Genomic DNA, 21,414 nt, shown 5'->3' with positions numbered 1-21,414 from the left:
ACCTTAAATGTCTCATTTTCAAAACTTAAAATTATATGGTTACACTATCTCCTAGTTTAAAAGCTAAACTCTCTGAACCCTTGAAAATCGGTTCTTTCGAGGTGAAGAGTCGAGTTCTACAGTCGCCTTTATCGGGGGTGACAGATATGGTATTTCGTCGTCTGGTGCGTCGCTACGCGCCAGATTCAATGTTGTATACAGAAATGGTCAATGCTACGGGTTTACACTATGTGAAAGAGTTACCCAAAATTATGGAGGTAGACCCGCGGGAACGACCCATCAGTATTCAGTTATTTGACTGTCGCCCTGATTTTTTAGCAGAAGCAGCTATTAAAGCAGTTGCGGAAGGTGCGGATACTGTGGATATTAATATGGGTTGCCCAGTCAATAAAATTACTAAAAATGGCGGTGGTTCATCTTTATTGCGTCAACCGGAAGTAGCGGAGGCTATTGTGCGGGAAGTGGTGAAGGCTATAGATGTACCAGTGACTGTTAAAACCCGCATTGGCTGGAATGACAAAGAAATTACCATTCTTGACTTTGCCAAGCGTATGGAAGATGCTGGGGCGCAAATGATTACAGTACATGGACGTACCCGCGCTCAAGGTTACAATGGTAATGCCCGTTGGGAATGGATAGCCCGTGTTAAGGAGGTGCTTTCTATTCCGGTCATTGGTAATGGGGATATTTTTTCTGTGGAAGCGGCGGTAAGATGTTTGGAGCAAACTGGCGCTGATGGTGTGATGTGTTCTCGTGGGACTTTGGGTTATCCTTTTTTGGTGGGAGAAATTGATCATTTCTTGAAAACCGGGGAAATACTACCACACCCAAGCCCAATTCAGCGCTTGGAATGTGCCAGAGATCATTTACAGGCGTTATGGGAATATAAAGGCGATCGCGGTGTACGTCAAGCCCGAAAGCACATGACTTGGTATGCTAAAGGTTTTGTCGGTGCGCCTGAGTTGCGGGGACAGTTAAGTGTAATTGAAACGGTGCAGCAAGGTTTGGATTTAATTGACCAGGGAATTGAGCAGTTACATCATAGTTTTGAACCGATGGAGGAATCAACTAATTTTCAAGTTGCTTAATCCAATAAGTAAAACTCTTGTGTTGCGGGCATCTTGCCCGCTCTTGGTGTACGATAATCAGTATCTAACAGCAGAGAATATAATCAGATTTTTGAATTTTAGAACCTTTCATACTCTTTAACATTAATTCATCGCGGTACTGCCAAACTTTAAAGATTTTTTCTCTACCATCGAAAAAAGTTTCTACATCTATTTCATAAAAATCATTTACCTTTTTCAGTTTTAAACCCATCAGATTTAAGAGTTGGCTAAGTATCTTTATCGGTGAAATAATGCCCTTTCCCTTGATGAAATCAATCCCTAGTAATCTTTTTATGTGTTTACTATGCTGTAAGACGATATGTTTGAGCAACAGTAAATCAGCATCATGTTCTGTAAATTTTCTTTCTGGTTCTAAAAATTCTGGCATTCCTAACCCCTTCATAGCTTCAACTTTACAGGTATAAGTCTTTAAATCTGGCAGAAAAACTTTACCATCACCCCAGAATAGTTGTTGATGCCATTCTTGCTGATCTCTAACATGAAAATACTCGCTGTCATGGGTAAGATAATAGTGGAGGAGTAATTGGTAATAATACCCTTTATCGTCCCGCAACTTTAACAAAGGAGTAACTGGAATGCCATATTTTTGTCTCAGGGTATATTTTTCAATTTGGTGACGTTCTAATTCTGAAAGAGAAGGTTTATTTAATAGTTGTTCATACTCTAGATAATTAATGTCTCGGGCTGTGGTTACAGCGGTAGCAGCTAATAATTGATGCCGCTGCTTAATTTCTCTAATTTCGCATTTGATATCTTTAGCTTTTTGACGCTTTTGTGCCCAATCTCTTTGCACTTTAACGATTTCTAAAACTAGTCTTTTGCGGGTTTCTATGTCCTGGGAATCTGTGGACAAAAATGCCAGGCGTAAATCTCTGACAATGTTATTATGTACAGCATTACTTCGTAACCAAACTTGATGTCCATCTGCTATTAAACCATCTTGCATTGATTGGCGATATAGACGAATGGAAGCATTGACCCTAGCGGATAACTTTGACCAAGTACGCAAATGCATTGGGTCATACACTAATGGCAAATCTATATTGATTTTATGTAACGGACTGAGTAAGGCTAAGTTTTCTTGTTGATTTTCTTGATACCAATCAGATAGTAGTCGATAATTTGTACTACCACTACCAATTAAGCCTATGCCTCGCTTGGCACACCAAACGATTCGTGGTACATTATCTCGTACTCTTGCTAATGCTTGTCGTGCTTCTGCGTCAGGAATTACCCCTTGAAAAATACCATAAACTCGGTCGAAGTGTTGAACATCAATACTGATTCCTGTACCAAGGCTGGGAGTAACGAAAATGGCATCATATTCAGGAATTTTTTGATTGATATTACCTACAAAGTCAACTGCTGCATGGCCAGGTGTGCTGGTTGTGCGACTACTGATTACTAGGGATTTAGGGAATTGCTGTCTTAATTTTTCTAATCTTTCTTTCAGGTAGCCTTCAATGGTTTCACAACTATAACGCCCAGAGCGACTATCAGTTGTAACGTAACATTTACGCCCTGCTATTAAATCCAATTCTAGTTGGTGAATTAGTGGTGTGGGGTTAGGAGAGTCATAAAAAGTTACATCCCAGCCGCCCTGGGGTTTCCATTTATTCACTAGTACCCAAGGGGTTAATTTAATTCCTGATAGTCCTTGCAAATATTCTAATGATACATCTGATAAGTCAGCATCTTGGGCAATGACTAACCCTTCTGTGGTCAAGACTGTAGAAATTAGCTGTTGGAATAATTTTAAAATCTTTACTCGTCTATGTTTACAAGTATTACTGTTGAGGAGATGCCACAAAGACTGTTCTACTTCATCTAAAATTAATATTGCTCCTCCCCATTCTTGGGGGTTGAGTTTCCAAATTGAATCAACACATAAACCGCAAGATTTGGTTTTTTTCAAGGACTGGCTGACCAGGGGTAAATTTTGATCTGATACCATAACAAAGTCGCTATGATTATAGCCCCATTCAATACCAATTTTTTCACATAAAAAGCGACCTAGTTGAATTCTGTGAGTAATTAATAATATGGGTCGATTTGAAGTTTTAGCTTGATTAACAATGGCTTGTAGTGCTGTGGTTTTTCCTGTTCCTTTGGCTGATTTTAGTCCCACTAATCCAGATGTGGGATAAGATACTTTTTCTAAGTAAGGACAGTTGAGTGTGACTGTAGCTGGAATGGTTAGATGAGTATGGGGTTTCTTTTGGGCTAAATAAATTTCTAAATCAGTGCTTTGGCGATATACTTTCTCGAAAGCACTTGCACCTTTAGCAACAATTAGATCATCAACACCTTTTTCTTTTCCTGGTAGTTCGATAACTTTGACAGGACATTTTTGCTCTTGGAGTAAACAACCCAGTTGGGAGATGGCGTTATTGATAGCAGCAAGTTTTCTCGGTTGAGTTTCAAAATCAAAACAAATATAAAAGCAGCGCTTTGTCATCGCAAATGCTGCTAAGTCGGGAATCAGCTGACGAGTCGTGACTTTACCAAAGATATCTTTGACAACCCGATAACCGCTGGTAATTCCCGGAATGGCGATCGCCGGGTATCCTTGTGTTAATAATGCTGCTGCTTTTTTCGCACCTTCGCAGATGATTACAGGTAAGTTTTGTGTCCTGACCCATTGCCAAAACCCTTGAGCTGCCCCATCAGCATCAACATTGACACTGCTAGGTATGGCTATATTATACCGTTGAGAGACTTCCTGCCAAATTTTTAATGTTACCCGCAGACAAAATACCCGTGTTGGTGTGCTGGGTGGATGTTCGTACTTGATGGATTTGCCATTGTGATTCATTCGGGGTTGGTTGGGTTTAAAACATCCCCATTCCATTGGTTCCCAATTATTCAGAGGATCTACACCAGAACACCACCAACCGCCAGCAGTAATGTGATTATAGCGATGTAACCAATTACTCTTAACTCTACCAGTGTTTGTGCGGGGAATATCCTCAGAAATTAGCAGATAATCATAAGGTGATGCGTCCTGGAGAGATTTAAAATTTAGTTTTACTATATGTAAATCTATACTACTGTTCTTGACTAATTCCTCAAGGTGTTGGGTGTCTAAATATTGCAGATGCATGGGAAGAACCTTGAACGGAATACGATGGATTTAAAACTTACCATGTATTTGCCGGTTTTTTATGGGAGAAATCACGTTGTTTATATGGTACTTTTTTACTTCGTTTTAAGGAATACATCGGTTAGTTATCAAGTTCCTGATTCTGTGAGACTATGTTGCTGAAGTAATAAGCTTGTATTGTAAGATTTGCTGGTGATTAATTTTAATTTTTCAGTAAATTTCCGTTTTTTTAAAACCCTCAGGGTAGGTTTAGCGATTGCCTTTGGCACTAGGCTATGGCTACGCCACGGAAGCTATTACGCAATCGCTTTAAGTTTTTTTGGCTCTACCGTACTTGTTATGCTAATTTAACAACTGGTTCGAGGGAACAGGGAACAGGGAACACACCGAACAGAGATTAAGAAGGAATATTCAGGCATTTTCTTCAATAACCAACATTATTTCCCTTATACGGTAAGCTTTTTCGGATTTTATCAAAACAATTTAGCATATTAGGTACTGAAGAACCGTTTTGTTATTCCATAGTAGTAACTTTGTATTCCCCGGCCTTTTCCTGCTGGTCTGGTATGGGTGTAGTTTCTGGAACTACTGATGGCACTGCGGCAGGAGTTGATTCATCTGTTGGCGTTACCTCTGGCTGTTCTGCTGCTGGAGGCTCAGATTTTGGGTTTTCTGGTTCTTCAAGGGGCGCTGGGACTATCTCTGGTTGTGTTTCTGATGCAGGTGGCTCAATAATCTCTGGTAGTGTCGGGGGTAAGCTGGGTGAGGGTTCGACAAGTTCCTGAGATTTTGGTGTTTCTTGTGGTTCTGCTTTTTCTGGTTCTACAGGTTCTTGTGATTCGGTTGTAGGTGTTTCTGGAAGTTGAGTTTGAGGAATGGGCTGTGGTGAGGGTATTTTGTCAATACCAGGAGTAGGTATAGGTTCAGTGACTGGTGTCTTAGCAGTGTAATTGGGGTCTACAATGCTCCGCGCCTCATCTGCTGACAATTCTCCTGTGACAATTCTCGAAAGTGTGTCTTTACCCTTGGGCTGGTAATTAATAAGTCTGGCTGTGGTATTAAAGGCATTTTTGAGGGGATTTCCTTGATTATCTAGAAATTCTAGTTTTACCCAGTTTTTACCAGGTTTGAAGCCTTTGAGGTAAATAGGTTGCCAGCGATCCAAAATGAAGCTTTCATTGTTAATTGTGCAACGGATGCGCCAATCCCTGATGGTATTGTTAGGTTTGTCCTCGGCCACAAGGTGCAGAGGAGCGTTAGTTAAGTAAAAGTCCAGTAAAATCGGTTCTGCTCCGTAAGTGCCTTGAGGACGGCTGTAGGTGAGGACGGGCAGAGTAGGATCTGGATTATTGTTGTCAGTTTTGGTGAAAATATGAAATGTGGTCTGGGCATAAGCACCTTCATTTTTAAAGCTTTCGTGCCAAGGCCGAGAAGCAAAGACGCGCAGGGTATGTGTACCTGGAGAGAGGTCTGCTAAAATTAGGGGTTGATTCGGGTCGTAAATGGGTATGTAAGGTTGATTATCCACAATTACATGTAGATGGGGACCTAGTTCTAATTGGGAATCTTTAAATATGGGTATGTCCTGGGTCTGAAAGCTGACTGTGAGTGTATTGTCTTGAATAACTTCGTCAGGTTGAGGAGTCAGTATTTTGACTTGGGGTCGATAATTTTCTAAGCTCGGGCGTAGTTCTTGGATAACCTGTGGTGGCGACACCTCGGAAAATTGTCGAGAAATCTGAGCCATTTTCTGGGGTGTATTTATTTGGCTCACAGGTACTTCTTGGCTACGGACTTTTTCAGTACAGCTAGTTATACTGAATACCAATACTAATGTAATCAGCCACTTAAAAATAGTAAATCTCAGGGAGGATATTTGATAGAAAACCTGTGTTGGCAATGATTTCATGCATTTTATCCTAGTGATGGTCGTCAGTAAGTGACTATGTTATTTTGGCTTAAATTGTGCATCGGATACCATAGCCCAAAAGATGAGATTTTTACGGCACCAACTCATGTTTTCCGGAAACCTTCTCAGATAACTGGAAAATGATTAGTATTTTCTATTTTTACTGTAGCAATTGAAACATAAAACAATATAATATCAACTTGTAGTAGCACATGAATTGAGTTAAACCATAAATTTTACTAATTGTTACTCTTTGTAAATAAAATGGAAAATCCCTTGACTTTTCGCGCAAAACTATGAAGATACAAAGCTGATAAGACAATTGTTTGAGGGAGTTTGAATTATTGTTAAAATGTGTTTAACAATGCACCAGTAATGACTCTATAATTCAACAGAAACAAACTTCCACATAGAGTCTTCATCACTGCTCCAGGAATGTCTGTAGTTTGCGACTAGGTTAACTTTGTGGTAATTATGATTCCTCATTCCTTATCAAGAGAGGAGGTCGAATGACGATTAGTCCTCCGGAGCGAGAGGAAAAAAAGGCAAGAGTCATAGTCGATAAAGATCCGGTTCCTACCTCATTTGAAAAATGGGCAAAGCCAGGACACTTCGACAGATCCTTAGCCAAAGGACCCAAAACCACCACATGGATTTGGAACCTTCACGCCCTCGCCCATGACTTTGATACACATACAAGCGATCTAGAAGACATTTCCCGCAAGATATTCGCAGCCCACTTCGGCCATCTAGCCGTAGTAGCGATTTGGTTAAGCGGGATGTTATTCCACGGCGCTAAATTCTCGAATTACGAAGCTTGGTTAAGCGATCCATTAAATGTGAGTCCTAGCGCTCAAGTCGTTTGGCCAATTGTGGGACAAGACATTTTAAATGGTGATGTGGGCGGCGGATTCCGCGGTATTCAAATCACCTCAGGCTTGTTCCAAGTATGGCGCGGCTGGGGTATTACCAGCTCATTCCAGCTTTATGTAACAGCTATTGGCGGTTTGGTACTAGCAGGCTTGTTCTTATTTGCTGGTTGGTTCCATTACCACAAGCGTGCTCCCAAACTGGAATGGTTCCAGAATGTAGAGTCAATGCTGAATCATCACTTGGCAGTATTGCTAGGTTGTGGTTCTTTGGGATGGACTGGACACTTAATACATGTGTCAGCACCAGTAAACAAACTCTTGGATGCAGGTGTCGCTGCTAAAGATATACCCTTGCCCCATGAGTTTATTCTGAACAAAGACCTGTTGATAGATTTGTATCCCAGCTTTGCTAATGGGTTAACACCATTCTTCACCTTGAACTGGGGTGAGTATGCTGACTTCCTGACGTTCAAGGGCGGTCTAAACCCTGTGACAGGCGGCTTGTGGATGACAGATATTGCCCATCACCATTTGGCGATCGCAGTTCTGTTTATTATTGCTGGTCATATGTACCGTACCAACTGGGGTATAGGACACAGCATCAAAGAAATCCTGGAAAACCATAAAGGTCCATTCACAGGTGAAGGCCATAAAGGTCTGTACGAAAATCTGACCACATCTTGGCACGCTCAGTTAGCAACTAACCTTGCTTTCTTGGGTTCACTGACCATCATCATTGCTCACCATATGTACGCAATGCCCCCGTATCCGTACTTGGCAACGGACTACGCTACGCAGTTGTGTATATTTACCCACCATATGTGGATAGGTGGCTTCCTGATCGTCGGTGGTGCCGCTCACGCTGCTATTTTCATGGTGCGTGATTACGATCCCGTTGTGAACCAAAACAACGTGTTAGATCGGGTGATTCGTCACCGGGATGCTATTATCTCTCACCTGAACTGGGTGTGTATTTTCCTAGGCTTCCACAGCTTTGGACTGTACATCCACAACGATACAATGCGTGCCTTGGGTCGTCCTCAAGACATGTTCTCCGACTCGGCAATTCAGTTACAGCCAGTATTTGCTCAGTGGGTGCAAAACCTGCACACATTGGCCCTGGTGGTACTGCTCCTAATGCCTTAGAACCAGTTAGCTATGCCTTTGGCGGCGGTATTCTGGCTGTAGGCGGTAAAGTGGCAATGATGCCCATTGCTTTGGGTACAGCGGACTTTTTAGTTCACCACATCCACGCCTTCACCATTCACGTCACTGTCCTGATTCTGCTCAAAGGTGTACTGTTTGCCCGTAGTTCTCGTCTGATTCCAGATAAGGCTAACTTGGGCTTCCGCTTCCCTTGCGACGGTCCAGGTCGTGGCGGTACCTGTCAAGTATCTGGTTGGGACCACGTGTTCCTCGGATTATTCTGGATGTATAACTCCCTATCGATTGTGATCTTCCACTTCAGCTGGAAAATGCAATCAGATGTCTGGGGTACAGTAGATGCAGCAGGTAATGTGTCTCACATTACTGGTGGTAACTTTGCCCAAAGTGCCATCACCATTAATGGCTGGCTACGTGATTTCTTGTGGGCACAAGCAACACAAGTAATCAACTCCTACGGCAGTGCTTTATCTGCCTATGGTCTACTATTCCTAGGCGCTCACTTTGTCTGGGCATCAGCTTAATGTTCCTGTTCAGTGGTCGCGGCTACTGGCAAGAACTAATTGAGTCCATTGTTTGGGCACATAATAAACTGAAAGTAGCACCAGCAATTCAGCCTCGCGCCCTGAGCATCATTCAGGGTCGGGCTGTGGGTGTAGCTCACTACCTCTTAGGAGGAATTGTGACAACCTGGGCATTCTTCCACGCACACATCCTTTCAGTAGGGTAGTAATTCACTTAATGAGTGCTGGGGGCTGAGTGCTGGGGGCTGAGGAGTTAATTCAAGCTCAAAACCTAGTACTCAAAACTCAGAACTCTAAAAGCTGACACCTGATGGCTAAAGGTCAGAGGATTTATCAAACCTATGGCAACGAAATTTCCAAAATTTAGCCAGGATCTCGCACAGGACCCGACTACGCGTCGGATATGGTATGCGATCGCCACTGGAAACGACTTTGAAAGCCACGATGGCATGACGGAAGAAAATCTTTACCAAAAGATTTTCGCCACTCACTTCGGTCACTTGGCAATCATCTTTCTATGGGCTTCCAGCCTCCTGTTCCACGTAGCCTGGCAAGGTAACTTTGAACAGTGGATTAAAGATCCCCTTCATGTCCGTCCCATCGCCCATGCGATTTGGGACCCCCACTTTGGTGAACCTGCCATTGAAGCATTTACCCAAGGTGGCGCTAGCAATCCAGTAAACATCGCTTACTCTGGTGTTTACCACTGGTGGTATACCATCGGTATGCGGACGAACAGCGAACTGTACACCGGTTCCGTGTTCCTCCTGTTGTTGGCAGCATTATTCTTATTTGCTGGTTGGTTGCACTTACAACCCAAGTTCCGTCCTAGCCTGTCTTGGTTCAAGAGTGCTGAACCCCGTTTGAACCACCACCTAGCTGGTTTATTCGGCGTTAGCTCCTTGGCTTGGGCTGGTCACTTGATTCACGTTGCTATCCCCGAATCTCGCGGAGAGCACGTAGGTTGGGATAACTTCTTAACCACCATGCCCCACCCAGCAGGTTTAACACCTTTCTTCACAGGTAACTGGGGTGTTTACGCTCAGAACCCTGACACTGCCAGCCATATTTTTGGTACATCTCAAGGTTCCGGTACAGCGATTCTGACTTTCTTGGGTGGCTTCCATCCTCAAACAGAATCCTTGTGGCTGACCGACATGGCTCACCACCACTTGGCGATCGCAGTTATCTTCATTGTTGCCGGTCATATGTACCGCACTAACTTTGGAATTGGTCACAGCATCAAAGAAATGCTCAATTCCAAATCCGGTTTAATCCCCGGTAGCAAGAGTGAAGGTCAATTCAACCTGCCTCACCAAGGTCTGTACGACACCATTAACAACTCACTGCACTTCCAGCTGTCCTTAGCTTTGGCAGCACTAGGAACCATCACTTCCTTGGTAGCGCAGCATATGTACTCCCTGCCTCCTTACGCTTTCATTGCTAAGGACTACACAACACAGGCAGCGCTGTACACCCACCACCAGTATATTGCTGGCTTCTTGATGGTTGGTGCTTTTGCCCACGCCGCCATCTTCTGGGTACGTGACTACGACCCCGAACAAAACAAGGGCAACGTACTCGACCGGATTTTACAGCACAAAGAAGCGATTATCTCTCACCTCAGCTGGGTATCGCTATTCTTAGGCTTCCACACCCTCGGTCTGTATGTACACAACGACGTAGTAGTTGCTTTCGGTACTCCTGAAAAGCAAATCTTGATTGAGCCTGTGTTCGCCCAGTTCATTCAAGCTGCTCACGGTAAAGTACTGTATGGTTTAGATACTCTGTTATCTAACCCCGACAGCATCGCCTACACAGCTTATCCTAACAACGGCAACGTTTGGTTAGGCGGCTGGTTGGATGCCATCAACTCCGGCACTAACTCCCTATTCCTAACAATTGGCCCTGGCGACTTCTTGGTACACCACGCTTTCGCTTTGGCTATTCACACCACCACCCTAGTACTTGTTAAAGGTGCTTTGGATGCTCGTGGTTCTAAGCTGATGCCCGATAAAAAGGACTTCGGCTATGCCTTCCCTTGCGACGGTCCAGGCCGTGGCGGTACTTGCGACATCTCCGCTTGGGACTCCTTCTACCTAGCTATGTTCTGGATGTTAAATACCATTGGTTGGGTAACCTTCTACTGGCACTGGAAACATCTAGGTATTTGGCAAGGTAACGTTGCTCAGTTCAACGAAAACTCCACTTACTTAATGGGCTGGTTCCGTGACTACCTCTGGGCTAACTCCGCTCAGTTGATTAACGGATACAACCCCTACGGCGTGAATAACCTGTCTGTTTGGGCTTGGATGTTCCTGTTTGGTCACCTAGTTTGGGCAACCGGTTTCATGTTCCTCATCTCTTGGAGAGGTTACTGGCAAGAGTTGATTGAAACCCTTGTTTGGGCCACGAGCGTACTCCTCTAGCTAACTTGGTTCGCTGGAAAGATAAGCCCGTTGCTCTCTCCATCGTTCAAGCTCGCTTGGTAGGTTTAGCTCACTTCACCGTTGGCTATGTTGTTACCTACGCAGCGTTCTTGATTGCCTCTACTGCTGGTAAGTTCGGTTAATTCCGCTACTAGTTTTGTAGGTGAGTAATAAAAATCCCCTGCCGCAAGGTGGGGGATTTTTTGTAGAGAAAATTAAGTAATTTAAATATTTATACTCAATATATTTAGGGTATTGTATAAGATATAATACTACAGTTACTGTAAAATTTTTTTGTATGAGTATCAGTAGACAACTTACACAAATTGATTTTTTTAAACGCAAAAGTGATGGCGAATGGGATACTGGTTTTTTTGTTGGTCGTCCCTTCCGTTTAAGTTATAGCAAGGCAGAAATCTTGGTCGCTGATGATTGGAAACAAAGAGCTAATGGTATTCCGCAGGGATGTTTCCTCTTAGCTTACTATGACAATGAACTAGATGATTCAGCAAATATTGAAGCAATTTTACTCCGCGTTATCCAACCCACAAAACTACCTACGGATCAGGAAGTTATTAGTAGTATGGTCGAATACTACAAAGACAATATACGTACAGGCACTAATCAACGGTCGCAGTTAGATACATTCACACGCTATGAATTTTCATTCAGTGGATTAGAATGCTCTGTACTTGGTTCTTTTTATGTTGATAATACAGATAAGAGTCGTTTCGGTGCAGATGTCGAAAATTTTTACAGCGCACATAATTATTCAGTAATCAAGCCATCCCTAGACATTTTAAAGGCTATTGTCAATTATCGAGAGAATGGTAATCCAGGAGGAATGGGGGATATTAAAATTGGGAAAGTTCGTTACAGTTCTAGCCGGCGCTTTCAACAGACTGAACCTGATGTACCCGTCTATGTTCAAGCTCCTGACTTTGCTGGAAAAAGAACCGCTTTATTTGGTATGACCAGAACAGGTAAATCCAACACGGTTAAAAAAATAATTCAAGCTTGCGTTGAAATGAGTGATAATGCACCATTTCAACTGGATCAAAACCCAGAGAATCCAGATGAAATTTTGAAGCCGTTTACAGAAGGTAATAACCCAAAATATCCAATTGGTCAAATCATTTTTGATATCAACGGTGAATATGCCAATTCTAATTTACAAGATCAGGGTACTGCAATTTTTGATTTATACAGAGAAAAAACTATCCGATATTCGACTGTTCCAAAAGAAGACTTTCGAGAGATGAAAGTTAATTTCTATGAAGACGTTCAGACAGGTTTTGAATTAATTCGAGCTTATCCAAGAATTGCTAACGACACTACTAGATTTGCTAATAACTTCAAGAGCGTTCAATTAGCTCCACCTGAAAATTACGAAACAGATAGATTTAGTTCTGAAGTTCAGCGTTATGAGCGGCGCATTGCAGTATATCGTTGCTGCCTATATCGTGCTGGCTTTCAAGCGCCTAGTAATCTAAGGATAAGATTTAGCACTAATAAGGAAGTTCGTGATGCGGTTAATCAAGTTTCAGGTGTCACAATAGAACCCAAAAAAGTAGACCAACGTAGAGGAATTTTAGATCTTTCAGTGAATGAAGCGGTTGATTGGTGGGATAACTTCTGGAAGGTGTATACACCTACACTCGGAAAAAAGCAGAATAAGAGTTCACAGTCAAGCTCAAATTCTAATGACGAAGATGAGCGAGTAGAACAAAAAGAGTGGGCTGATGATGATCTTAAGGCACTTTTAGTAATCCTGAGTCGGCGTAGAGAACCTGGACAATCATCCTTACTTTGTGCTGGTTACACGATTTTATCTAGTATAAAAGAACAGCATACAAGCACAGTTCAAGATCCATTTGAGCAGGATATTTTAAACAATTTGATGTCAGGTAAAATTGTTATTGTTGACCTCTCTTTGGGAGATCCTAACATTCAATCTCTATTCAGTGAAAGAATATGCAGAACAATTTTTAATAATGCGATTGTACGTTTCACAAGTACACTTCCTAATAACTTTATCCAATTTTATTTTGAAGAAGCACACAATTTATTCCCAAAAAAAGATGATAAAGATTTATCTCAGATTTATAACCGTTTAGCCAAAGAAGGAGCAAAGCTCAATCTTGGTCTAATTTATGCAACTCAAGAAGTTAGCTCAATTAGTAGCAATATTCTAAAAGCAACACAAAATTGGTTTATCTCGCACCTTAATAATGAAGATGAAATTAAAGAATTACGTAAGTATTATGATTTCAGCGACTTTACTGAAAGTTTAATTCGGTTTAGCCAGGATACAGACAAAGGCTTTGTACGTATGAAAACCTACAGTAATCCATTTGTTATTCCTGTCCAAATTGACAGATTTCCCACTTAAGAATAATTAACAACCTAATCTGTAAGAAGCTATGGGTTATACCAGTAGAAATAAACGCCGTCCCTTTGAAGCTGCAAGTAAAGCATCCCATCATCACCTCATTAATGATTCAGAAGTACAAGCATTAATGCAGCGTATTTATAAGCCTCCTCGTTCAGAAGATATTCGTTTAGACAGCTTCACTGTTGATTTTGCACCGCCATCTAAAAATCCTGTTGAGGCTATTATCGCTGTAGATGGCGGGTATACTGAAGCTATTCTAGATAAAGATTTTCCTTCCAGGACTGTTCATTTTTTACAGTTTGGTGCATTGTTTTTTAAACAGGAAGATTTAGATAAGATTAATTCAAGTGCATTTATTGCACCAGAAGACATGGCAAAGCTTAAGAATATTAGCAGACTTAAACTAGCATTGCCAACTAAAAACATACGTCTTAGAGATGAAAATACCCTTCAAGGTAGCGTTCTCAAAACTATTTTTGGATTCTTTACTAAAAATACATTAGACGAAGATAAAAGCCTAATTGATACTTTAGCTTGGTTTGTTTTTCGACGTTACAAAGGACGACAAAAAACTGAACAGGAAAAGTGTTGGACTTTAGCAACCAATCCTCTCAGCCCTAATGGTAAACCAGTTACTCTGTTAGAGCAGAATATGGATATAAATTATACTTTCCCTTGCCCGGAAACAGGAGGTAGAATTCATCTAACAGATATTTTTAGGCTGCATGAAGTGATTGATGAGGAGACGGGTGCATCTGGAATATTAGGTTATCTGGTCAATGTGATCGAGCATATGATTATTATTCATCTCATTCGTCAATTATTCTATACTCAACCAGACATACTTAGAAAAATTCTTTTTATCAAAGACGGTTCAACAGGCTTTTTTGGTCAAACGGCTGGTTTGCATAAACCAATGCTTGATTTGATCAACTGGCTTTTTACTAAACAGAATATTCTCTTGGCTGGGTTAGAAAAAAGTGGCGCTTTTGTGGATCATGCTCAAGAAATCCAAAAAAGTTTGAATCCTGGACAAGCATTGATTCTGACAGATAAATATATTTATCCGTATATCCTGCCAGGAGATGGAGATCCTACAAAACCATATGCTTCTAGTAGCAATTATGGACATAAAGTTATTTTTAAAACTCGTGGTGGGCAAATGCACGTTGTTTCATTACCAGTAAAGCAACTCAAAAAAATTCCTACTGAAAATGATTTACCAAATTTACAAATCATATTGGCGAATGTGGAGGCACTGCATTGTGATATGTACGATTCAGCACTCTTCCCTGTAGCTCTTGTGAATAAATTGGTCAGTCTATCTGCTCACCCAAGTCAGCGTATTCTTCAAAAGTTTGCTGCTGATAGAACTAGATAAGGCACAAGCGATCGACTACAATAAACTCTGATTACAAATGCTCAAAATTATTAATACTGGCAAGAACGCATCAGCATCTCACCAAAGGTGTGTCAGGGTAAACCATGTATCGAAAACACACGATCATGATATCAGTCATTCTGAATAACCTTGCTGATGCACTAACCTTTGAAGAAATAGTGCAAGATTCTCCACAACCAACTCTAAAAGATGTGAAAGCAGCTATTACTTATGCAGAAAAACTTACCAGGGAAGAAGAAGTTTTAGCACTGCGATGACATCAAAATATCTAAAATAATAAAATTAAGTTATTATTATTCTAGATATTTATTTGGTTATTCGCGGTTTAAAAGAGTTTATGAATGACAGCACACACAAAGCAAGTTATGGAGTTAATCGAGAAGACGCAGAAAGTATTCTTACGCGATTTTTAGATAATAAAGATTATAAAGTTTTAGCTGTCAAGGGAGAATGGGGTGTTGGAAAAACCTATTTAGTACAAAATTTTTTATTAAAACATCAACGAAAATATTACTGTTATGGATCTGTTTTTGGAATTTCTTCAATAGAACAGTTGAAGGCGAGAATATTAGCTAGTTACAAAAGTCAAATAAAATCTAATAACCACTGGACAGAAAAATATATAAATTGTCTTTTTGAATGGTTCAGTCGTATTTCTGTAAAATTAGAAAAAACTCCCAAACTAGACTTAGCATTGCCAGGAAAATTATCCATACCAATAGCAGGCCCATTAATGGCTGTGGCCGGTGACTTAGCACTTAACATACTTTTTAATATAAATGTTAAAAATTCAATTATATGCATTGATGATCTTGAAAGAAAATCTAATCTTCCACTAGAAGAAATACTTGGGTTTGTTGAGTATCTAGTTCAAGAATTAGAATGTAAAATTATTCTAATTTATAATGAGAGTTATCTCTTACAAAATCGAGATAATGAAAAAGTTTTAAAGGATTATCGAGAAAAAGTAATTGATAGAGAATTTCAACTTGAACCTACAGTAGAAGAAAATTTAGATTTAATCTTTAAAAATCATACTCATGTAAAACTAATTAAAGAAGTATTGCATAAGGCTAGGACGAATAATCTTAGGGTTATACGCAAAACTAAATGGCTTATTGATGAGCTTATCCCTTTAATGGATGAGGAGTGGGAGCCTAGTTTGCTTCATCAAGTTATCAAAAATAGCATTGTTATTAATTTAGCTAAAAATGATACTAATTTTTGTCAACTTTTCTCTATTAATAGTCTAGATTCAAACTGTATTGATACTATACTATCATTTTCCAACGCTCAAAAATATGATGACAAATATCATGGTGAAAATAATGAAAGTAGCGTCAAGAGATTAGCTTTTGCCCTAGAAATACAAGATATTGGTTATACACCTCTAGAATACATAGATGAATTGATAAGTAAGTTAGTTGACACTTCATTATCTAACGCTCTTAAGTTGGAATTTACCAAAAAAGGTCATATTCTCAATCAAAGAGAAATAAGAAATCAAATGATTAGAAACTTGCATGAATTTCAAAAACAATACTATCACGAGCAATATTATAACTCATTTGCAGATAACGAAAAACATATTCTTGATGGAATTGTTAGTTTCTTGCAACAGCATCATCTTGACTTGAGTCTTTCGCAATTTGAAGCAATTGAAAAATTTACATCAATTTTGGGATTTGATATTTCTACTTATGAAAAGCCTCTATTAGAAAAAATTTTAACAGAAATTTTAGAACCCAGTTTTTATAATAATTTCAAGGAATTGAGAGATAGACTGCATAAATACCCTGATTTGGAAGCATCTCTAGACGATCAAATAAGTGAATATCATCAAAGATTAGATATCACTACAGCTTTAAAAAAATTAATGAATCTTGATTTCGGTTCAATATCATCTGGGATAAGATTAGACATTGAAAAACACTTAAATAAAGAATTTTTAAATAAATGTACTATTGATGAATATTCTCAATGGCTTGAAAGAGGTCATCCTGATTTACCTGAGATGGTTCGATGGTTTCTCAAATCCCCATATCAACCTGCATCTCAAAACTTAGAACAAGCTATTCGCTTATTAGCTCAAAAGACTAAACTAAATAAAATCAGAGCTAAGTTTCTTTACAGCATAGATATAGATATTCCTTCTAATACTAATAATGCAAATTAATTTTAATTTACATAACAGGGGCGGGCAAGATGCCAACCCCAAAAGAGTTTACCCCACAAGACTTTGGTAAGATTTTGGTGATGAAGAATAATGTCAGATATCAGGGTTATTCTGGCATTAAAAACTTGGCGACAGTTTGCACATCCTTATCACCACGTCCAGAACAATTAAGGACAATGCGCGGACTACCACTCAGTTGAGGACAGAGGGTTTCTAAATAGGCGATCGCATGGGCGGTTTCCAAAGCGGGTATAATGCCCTCCAAGCGAGATAGACGCTGGAAAGCTGCCAAAGCCTCCCCATCGGTGACGCTGTAATATTCCGCTCGTCCCATATCCTTCAAATAACTATGTTCAGGTCCCACCCCCGGATAATCTAAACCTGCACTAATAGAGTGGGCCTCAATAATTTGTCCCTCTTCATCTTGCAACAGATAGCTCATTGCCCCGTGCAATACACCAATGTGTCCTTTTGTCAAGGTAGCAGCGTGTTTTTGTGTATTCACACCTTCGCCGGCGGCTTCTACGCCAATTAAGCGAATAGAAGGCTCATTGACAAACTCGTGAAATAATCCCATAGCGTTGGAACCACCACCTACACAAGCAATGAGAATCTCCGGTAAACCCCCCCACTTTTCCACAGCTTGGGCGCGGGTTTCTTGACCAATCACAGCGTGAAAATCCCGGACCATCATCGGGTAAGGATGGGGTCCAGCTACGGAACCCAAAATATAATGGGTTGTTTCCACATTGGTCACCCAATCGCGGATCGCCTCAGAAGTCGCATCCTTGAGGGTTCCCGTTCCCGCTTCCACCGGACGCACTTGGGCCCCATCAAGCGCATTCTAAACACATTCAACGCTTGGCGTTCCATATCATGAACGCCCATGTAAATCACACATTCCAGGCCAAACCGAGCGCAAACTGTAGCTGTAGCTACCCCATGCTGTCCTGCGCCGGTTTCCGCAATAATTCTTTGCTTACCCATGCGCTTGGCTAACAATACTTGACCCAGAGCATTATTAATTTTATGAGCGCCGGTGTGATTTAAATCTTCACGTTTTAAGTAAATTTGTGGACCTGTACCATCTGGGCGGGCATAATGAGCCGTGAGGCGTTCCGCAAAATACAACGGTGTAGCGCGTCCCACATAGTCTTTTAATAAATGTTGTAATTCCTCTTGAAAACTGGGGTGATGGCGGTATTGCTGATAAGCTAATTCTAATTCAGCTAAGGCCGGCATCAGTGTTTCCGGGACGTACTTACCGCCAAAGCGTCCAAAGCGTCCTTGGATATCGGGAACCTGAGCATTAAATTGGGAATTTGGAGAGAGGGGTGTGGTAGTCACGGAAAATTTTAGATCACAGGATGAATGTAATTATTTTAAAACGATTTCCCAATTCTCAGTCGTCTAGATCCTCGGAATCTTTTACCTACTGCTGGGAGGAAACTAGAAAAATGCAGTTGTGCGGTTAGCTTTCATTCCTTGGCGAAAGTTACCATAGTGATAGGGTAGCCAGAGTCAGAAAAGGTAACTGCGCTACTGTATATTAGCCAGATGAGATTTTTTTTCTGAATCACAAAATTTATGTCCTCTTCTAAATCTTCTGACAATCGCTTTGTCTACCGTGAATTTGGTGATGATCACTCTGCTGCTACACAAAGGGCGATTCCGGAATTACCACCCCAGCAACAAAACCTGAAGATACAGGCTTCCCGCAAGGGACGCAAGGGGAAAACTGTGACAGTGATTACTGGTTTTCAAACCAAACCCGAAGTTTTAGCTGGTTTAGTTAAGCAGTTGAAAACTCAATGCGGTACAGGTGGGACTGTCAAGGATAATGAAATTGAAATTCAGGGCGACCATAAACAGAAGATTTTGGAGATTATGACTACATTAGGTTACAAAGCCAAAATTAGCGGCGGCTGATGGGTGTGCTTTATTTTGTACATAGTGTTTAAATTACAAAGCAGGTGCTTCTAATCTGCTCAGGAGGTTATTATGGATTTAATTCGGATTTTGTGTGCTATTTTTCTTCCGCCTCTGGGAGTGTTTTTACAGGTGGGGTTTGGTCTACAATAATTTAATGAATTTATAGTCATTTATGTACATTTGTAGTATAATATAATTATGAATGTACGATCATTAAATGAATGAAACTATCTGATTATGCAAAAAAGGTAGGGATAAGTTATAGAACTGCGTGGCGTTGGTACAAATCCGGCGTAATCACAGGTTATCAACAACCTACAGGAACCATAATTATTAATCTACCTGAAACCAACCAAAACCCTAACAAAGTTGTAGCTATCTACTGCCGTGTTTCTGATAATGGTTCAAAAGACAACTTAGAAAGACAAGCTGAAAGGTTAACCCAATATGCTACAGCTAGGGGGTACACAATATATAAAGTTGTTAAAGAAATCGGCAGTGGGTTAAATGACAACCGCAAACAGTTGTCAAAGCTTCTAAAAGACGATAAGTATAATATTCTTCTGGCCCAACACCCTGATAGAGTAGGAAGGTTTGGTTTGAACTATTTAAGAGGATGTTTGGAAAGTATTAAACAGGTAATTTTTATCTTAGGGAACAGGGAACAGGGAACAGGGAACAGGGAATGGGGAATGGGGAATGGGGAATGGGGAACCGAAACAATCAAATCCAATCCCCTCCCCTTACAAGGCTATCCATTACCCACATCTTTCTTAACATTGCTGGAAGGCAAACACAATAAAGGTTGTAGAGATGTGCATAGTGGGGAGGATTGACAAAAAAGAATAAGTATGGACATTGAGAAAACCCAACAGGTGATTGAGTTTTTGAATACAGGGGCGAGGGGCTACCCCTCCGCCATAGGCGATCGCTAAATATCAAGATGAGATGGGGAATCGGAGTGAAGTAATTGCCAAGTAGCAGCAATATCGTGTAAGCGTCGTAGCCCACGCCAAATGGTTTTCACACCCGGTTCACCATCACCTTTGCGACCCAAAAAACCACCAAGAGTGGCAATCATTCGCACAGCATCATGCAAAGAAGGTGGCTGGTCTGGAGGAATAGGATTTTTGTTGATAGTGGCACATAAGGACTGCCATTCACTGTTTTCCAAAACAACATCACAAGGTAAATCAGGATGAACTCGTGCTTGATAAGTAAGCCATAACAATCGCCAAGCGACAATAGTATAAGTGGCTAGTGCCATGTGAATTCGGTCAGCAGTTTCCAGTTGTAATTTCTCGATGCCACAGCCACTTTTTAATGTGTAATGATAACGTTCTATCAACCAACGGTAAGTGTACCATTGAACACAACACGCAGCATCTTCTAGACTGTTAATTTCTAAGCTAGTAATTAATAACCAACTAATGGGATTTGTTCCTGGAGGTGGATTTTCCTCTTCTGCCAAAATTACTTGTAACCTGACAGGTTTTAGCTGTAAACGTCCAATATGGTGTAATGGTACTTGAATATCAAAACTCGTGAACCTAATTGTCAGTCTCGCCTGTCTGGAACTATGTTCTGGAGACCGTTTGACTTCTACAGTCACTGTTCCAGATGCTTCGATTTGACGAATGGCAAGATGTAGATATTTGCCACAATGGTCTACTTTACGATTATGAGTCCCACGAATTAGTAAGTGTGATTTTTCTCGACGTTGCTGGCTAAAAAGGTCAAATATATCCGCTTCTGAGTCACATATTGTTATTACTTCAATTTCTGAGGGAATCAAATTTTGTGTAGTCTGCAACCCATCCAACCAACGTTGACTTTCTTTTTCTTTTGTCTCTCGTTGACGACGTTTTTTAGCAATACCTAAATTCTCTTGTTCTCTTGCCCATACTTGCTGCTCAATAATTCCTAACGGTACTCCATTACTTGTGGCTGCAAGTGTTGAATGTACTTTTAATCCTGATGATTTTCTGTGGTCAAGATAACCTACTCCTTTTGTGGCTGGGTGCGATGTCAAATCTATGTTTGTTGTATCTTGTATTGCCAATACTATCTCATGTTTTTTGATTCTTTCTATGGTGCTGGATGTGTGGACAGCACGAATATCACTTGCTTGAAAATGTGGTGATTTCCAAAAATTATATGCCGCCTTTGTTGCTGCTATATTTCCACAAGCAAGTGGTACACTACTATCTGGTTGTGCTGCTAAATCTTCTACTATCCTGATTAACCGCTTGTTTCGACGTGCATCCCCTAAGTTTACCTGTGCCAATTCTTTCGCTGCCCACTTTTCCATGATGCCATTACCCACTCTCCTCTTTCAAAACTATAGCCATCAAGGCTTTCACTGTGATGTTAAGTCT

Annotated in this window: 10 protein-coding genes and 4 pseudogenes; 10 read left to right on the top strand and 4 right to left on the bottom strand. The window is 40.7% G+C overall.

Going from position 1 to position 21,414, the window contains the following annotated elements; translation table 11 throughout:
* The first annotated feature begins 35 nt into the window (after positions 1 to 35).
* Positions 36 to 1,088: a tRNA dihydrouridine synthase DusB gene (dusB, locus tag AC6IZ0_RS00455; RefSeq protein ID WP_271730798.1), complete on the top strand. Its 1,053-nt coding sequence runs from the start codon at positions 36 to 38 to the stop codon at positions 1,086 to 1,088.
* A gap of 64 nt (positions 1,089 to 1,152) precedes the next feature.
* Here the strand turns inward: dusB and AC6IZ0_RS00450 are convergent, their stop codons facing one another.
* Together AC6IZ0_RS00450 and AC6IZ0_RS00445 are read right to left on the bottom strand one after the other, a co-directional pair.
* Entirely contained in the window at positions 1,153 to 4,233 is a 3,081-nt protein-coding gene (locus AC6IZ0_RS00450) for a plasmid replication protein, CyRepA1 family (RefSeq protein WP_497724660.1), read from the bottom strand.
* 514 nt (positions 4,234 to 4,747) lie between these two features.
* The gene (locus AC6IZ0_RS00445) at positions 4,748 to 6,142 is read right to left on the bottom strand and encodes a hypothetical protein (RefSeq protein ID WP_497724659.1); all 1,395 of its coding nucleotides are present in this window, start codon (positions 6,140 to 6,142) and stop codon (positions 4,748 to 4,750) included.
* Between the two features lie 509 nt (positions 6,143 to 6,651).
* Here AC6IZ0_RS00445 and psaA point away from each other — a divergent pair.
* The 6 genes and pseudogenes from psaA to AC6IZ0_RS00415 all read left to right on the top strand — a co-directional run bounded on the left by psaA (position 6,652) and on the right by AC6IZ0_RS00415 (position 17,104).
* Positions 6,652 to 8,908 (top strand): annotated as a pseudogene (gene psaA / locus AC6IZ0_RS00440) (photosystem I core protein PsaA).
* Positions 8,909 to 9,043: 135 nt separating this feature from the next.
* Positions 9,044 to 11,274, top strand: a pseudogene (gene psaB / locus AC6IZ0_RS00435) (photosystem I core protein PsaB).
* A gap of 155 nt (positions 11,275 to 11,429) precedes the next feature.
* On the top strand, positions 11,430 to 13,523 hold the full coding sequence (locus AC6IZ0_RS00430) for an ATP-binding protein (RefSeq protein ID WP_497724658.1): 2,094 nt from the start codon (positions 11,430 to 11,432) through the stop codon (positions 13,521 to 13,523).
* Between the two features lie 31 nt (positions 13,524 to 13,554).
* Positions 13,555 to 14,907, top strand: coding sequence for a NurA domain-containing protein (locus AC6IZ0_RS00425; protein ID WP_497724656.1), 1,353 nt, complete (start codon positions 13,555 to 13,557; stop codon positions 14,905 to 14,907).
* 125 nt (positions 14,908 to 15,032) lie between these two features.
* Entirely contained in the window at positions 15,033 to 15,185 is a 153-nt protein-coding gene (locus AC6IZ0_RS00420) for a DUF433 domain-containing protein (RefSeq protein ID WP_271761256.1), read from the top strand.
* Between the two features lie 53 nt (positions 15,186 to 15,238).
* Positions 15,239 to 17,104 carry a P-loop NTPase fold protein gene (locus AC6IZ0_RS00415; RefSeq protein ID WP_497724655.1) on the top strand — a complete coding sequence of 622 codons (1,866 nt, stop codon included), beginning with the start codon at positions 15,239 to 15,241 and terminating at the stop codon, positions 17,102 to 17,104.
* A 106-nt stretch (positions 17,105 to 17,210) separates the two neighbouring features.
* On the opposite strand, the pseudogene trpB reads toward AC6IZ0_RS00415, so the two are convergent.
* Positions 17,211 to 18,451: pseudogene (gene trpB / locus AC6IZ0_RS00410) on the bottom strand (tryptophan synthase subunit beta).
* A 240-nt stretch (positions 18,452 to 18,691) separates the two neighbouring features.
* On the opposite strand from trpB, the gene AC6IZ0_RS00405 reads away from it, so the two are divergent.
* The 3 genes and pseudogenes from AC6IZ0_RS00405 to AC6IZ0_RS00395 all read left to right on the top strand — a co-directional run bounded on the left by AC6IZ0_RS00405 (position 18,692) and on the right by AC6IZ0_RS00395 (position 19,872).
* Complete coding sequence (locus tag AC6IZ0_RS00405) at positions 18,692 to 19,033, top strand: translation initiation factor (RefSeq protein ID WP_200988045.1); 342 nt, start codon at positions 18,692 to 18,694, stop codon at positions 19,031 to 19,033.
* A 72-nt stretch (positions 19,034 to 19,105) separates the two neighbouring features.
* Positions 19,106 to 19,180, top strand: a pseudogene (locus AC6IZ0_RS00400) (YqaE/Pmp3 family membrane protein); the annotation flags it as partial.
* A 77-nt stretch (positions 19,181 to 19,257) separates the two neighbouring features.
* Complete coding sequence (locus AC6IZ0_RS00395; protein WP_497724654.1) at positions 19,258 to 19,872, top strand: IS607 family transposase; 615 nt, start codon at positions 19,258 to 19,260, stop codon at positions 19,870 to 19,872.
* A 95-nt stretch (positions 19,873 to 19,967) separates the two neighbouring features.
* Here AC6IZ0_RS00395 and AC6IZ0_RS00390 read toward each other — a convergent pair whose 3' ends face one another.
* Positions 19,968 to 21,347: an IS4 family transposase gene (locus tag AC6IZ0_RS00390; RefSeq protein WP_497723110.1), complete on the bottom strand. Its 1,380-nt coding sequence runs from the start codon at positions 21,345 to 21,347 to the stop codon at positions 19,968 to 19,970.
* Positions 21,348 to 21,414 lie beyond the last annotated feature (67 nt).

Source organism: Anabaenopsis sp. NIES-4685 (assembly GCF_059725405.1).
The sequence above is the reverse complement of the archived record's forward strand: the minus strand, read 5'-3'. Positions and strand labels throughout refer to the sequence as shown.

Bases quoted from the DNA above. Each gene is read 5' to 3' on its own strand.
- dusB (WP_271730798.1), top strand. From the start codon at position 36: ATGGTTACACTATCTCCTAGTTTAAAAGCTAAACTCTCTGAACCCTTG.
- AC6IZ0_RS00450 (WP_497724660.1), bottom strand. From the start codon at position 4,233: ATGCATCTGCAATATTTAGACACCCAACACCTTGAGGAATTAGTCAAG.
- AC6IZ0_RS00445 (WP_497724659.1), bottom strand. From the start codon at position 6,142: ATGAAATCATTGCCAACACAGGTTTTCTATCAAATATCCTCCCTGAGA.
- AC6IZ0_RS00430 (WP_497724658.1), top strand. From the start codon at position 11,430: ATGAGTATCAGTAGACAACTTACACAAATTGATTTTTTTAAACGCAAA.
- AC6IZ0_RS00425 (WP_497724656.1), top strand. From the start codon at position 13,555: ATGGGTTATACCAGTAGAAATAAACGCCGTCCCTTTGAAGCTGCAAGT.
- AC6IZ0_RS00420 (WP_271761256.1), top strand. From the start codon at position 15,033: ATGATATCAGTCATTCTGAATAACCTTGCTGATGCACTAACCTTTGAA.
- AC6IZ0_RS00405 (WP_200988045.1), top strand. From the start codon at position 18,692: ATGTCCTCTTCTAAATCTTCTGACAATCGCTTTGTCTACCGTGAATTT.
- AC6IZ0_RS00395 (WP_497724654.1), top strand. From the start codon at position 19,258: ATGAAACTATCTGATTATGCAAAAAAGGTAGGGATAAGTTATAGAACT.
- AC6IZ0_RS00390 (WP_497723110.1), bottom strand. From the start codon at position 21,347: ATGGAAAAGTGGGCAGCGAAAGAATTGGCACAGGTAAACTTAGGGGAT.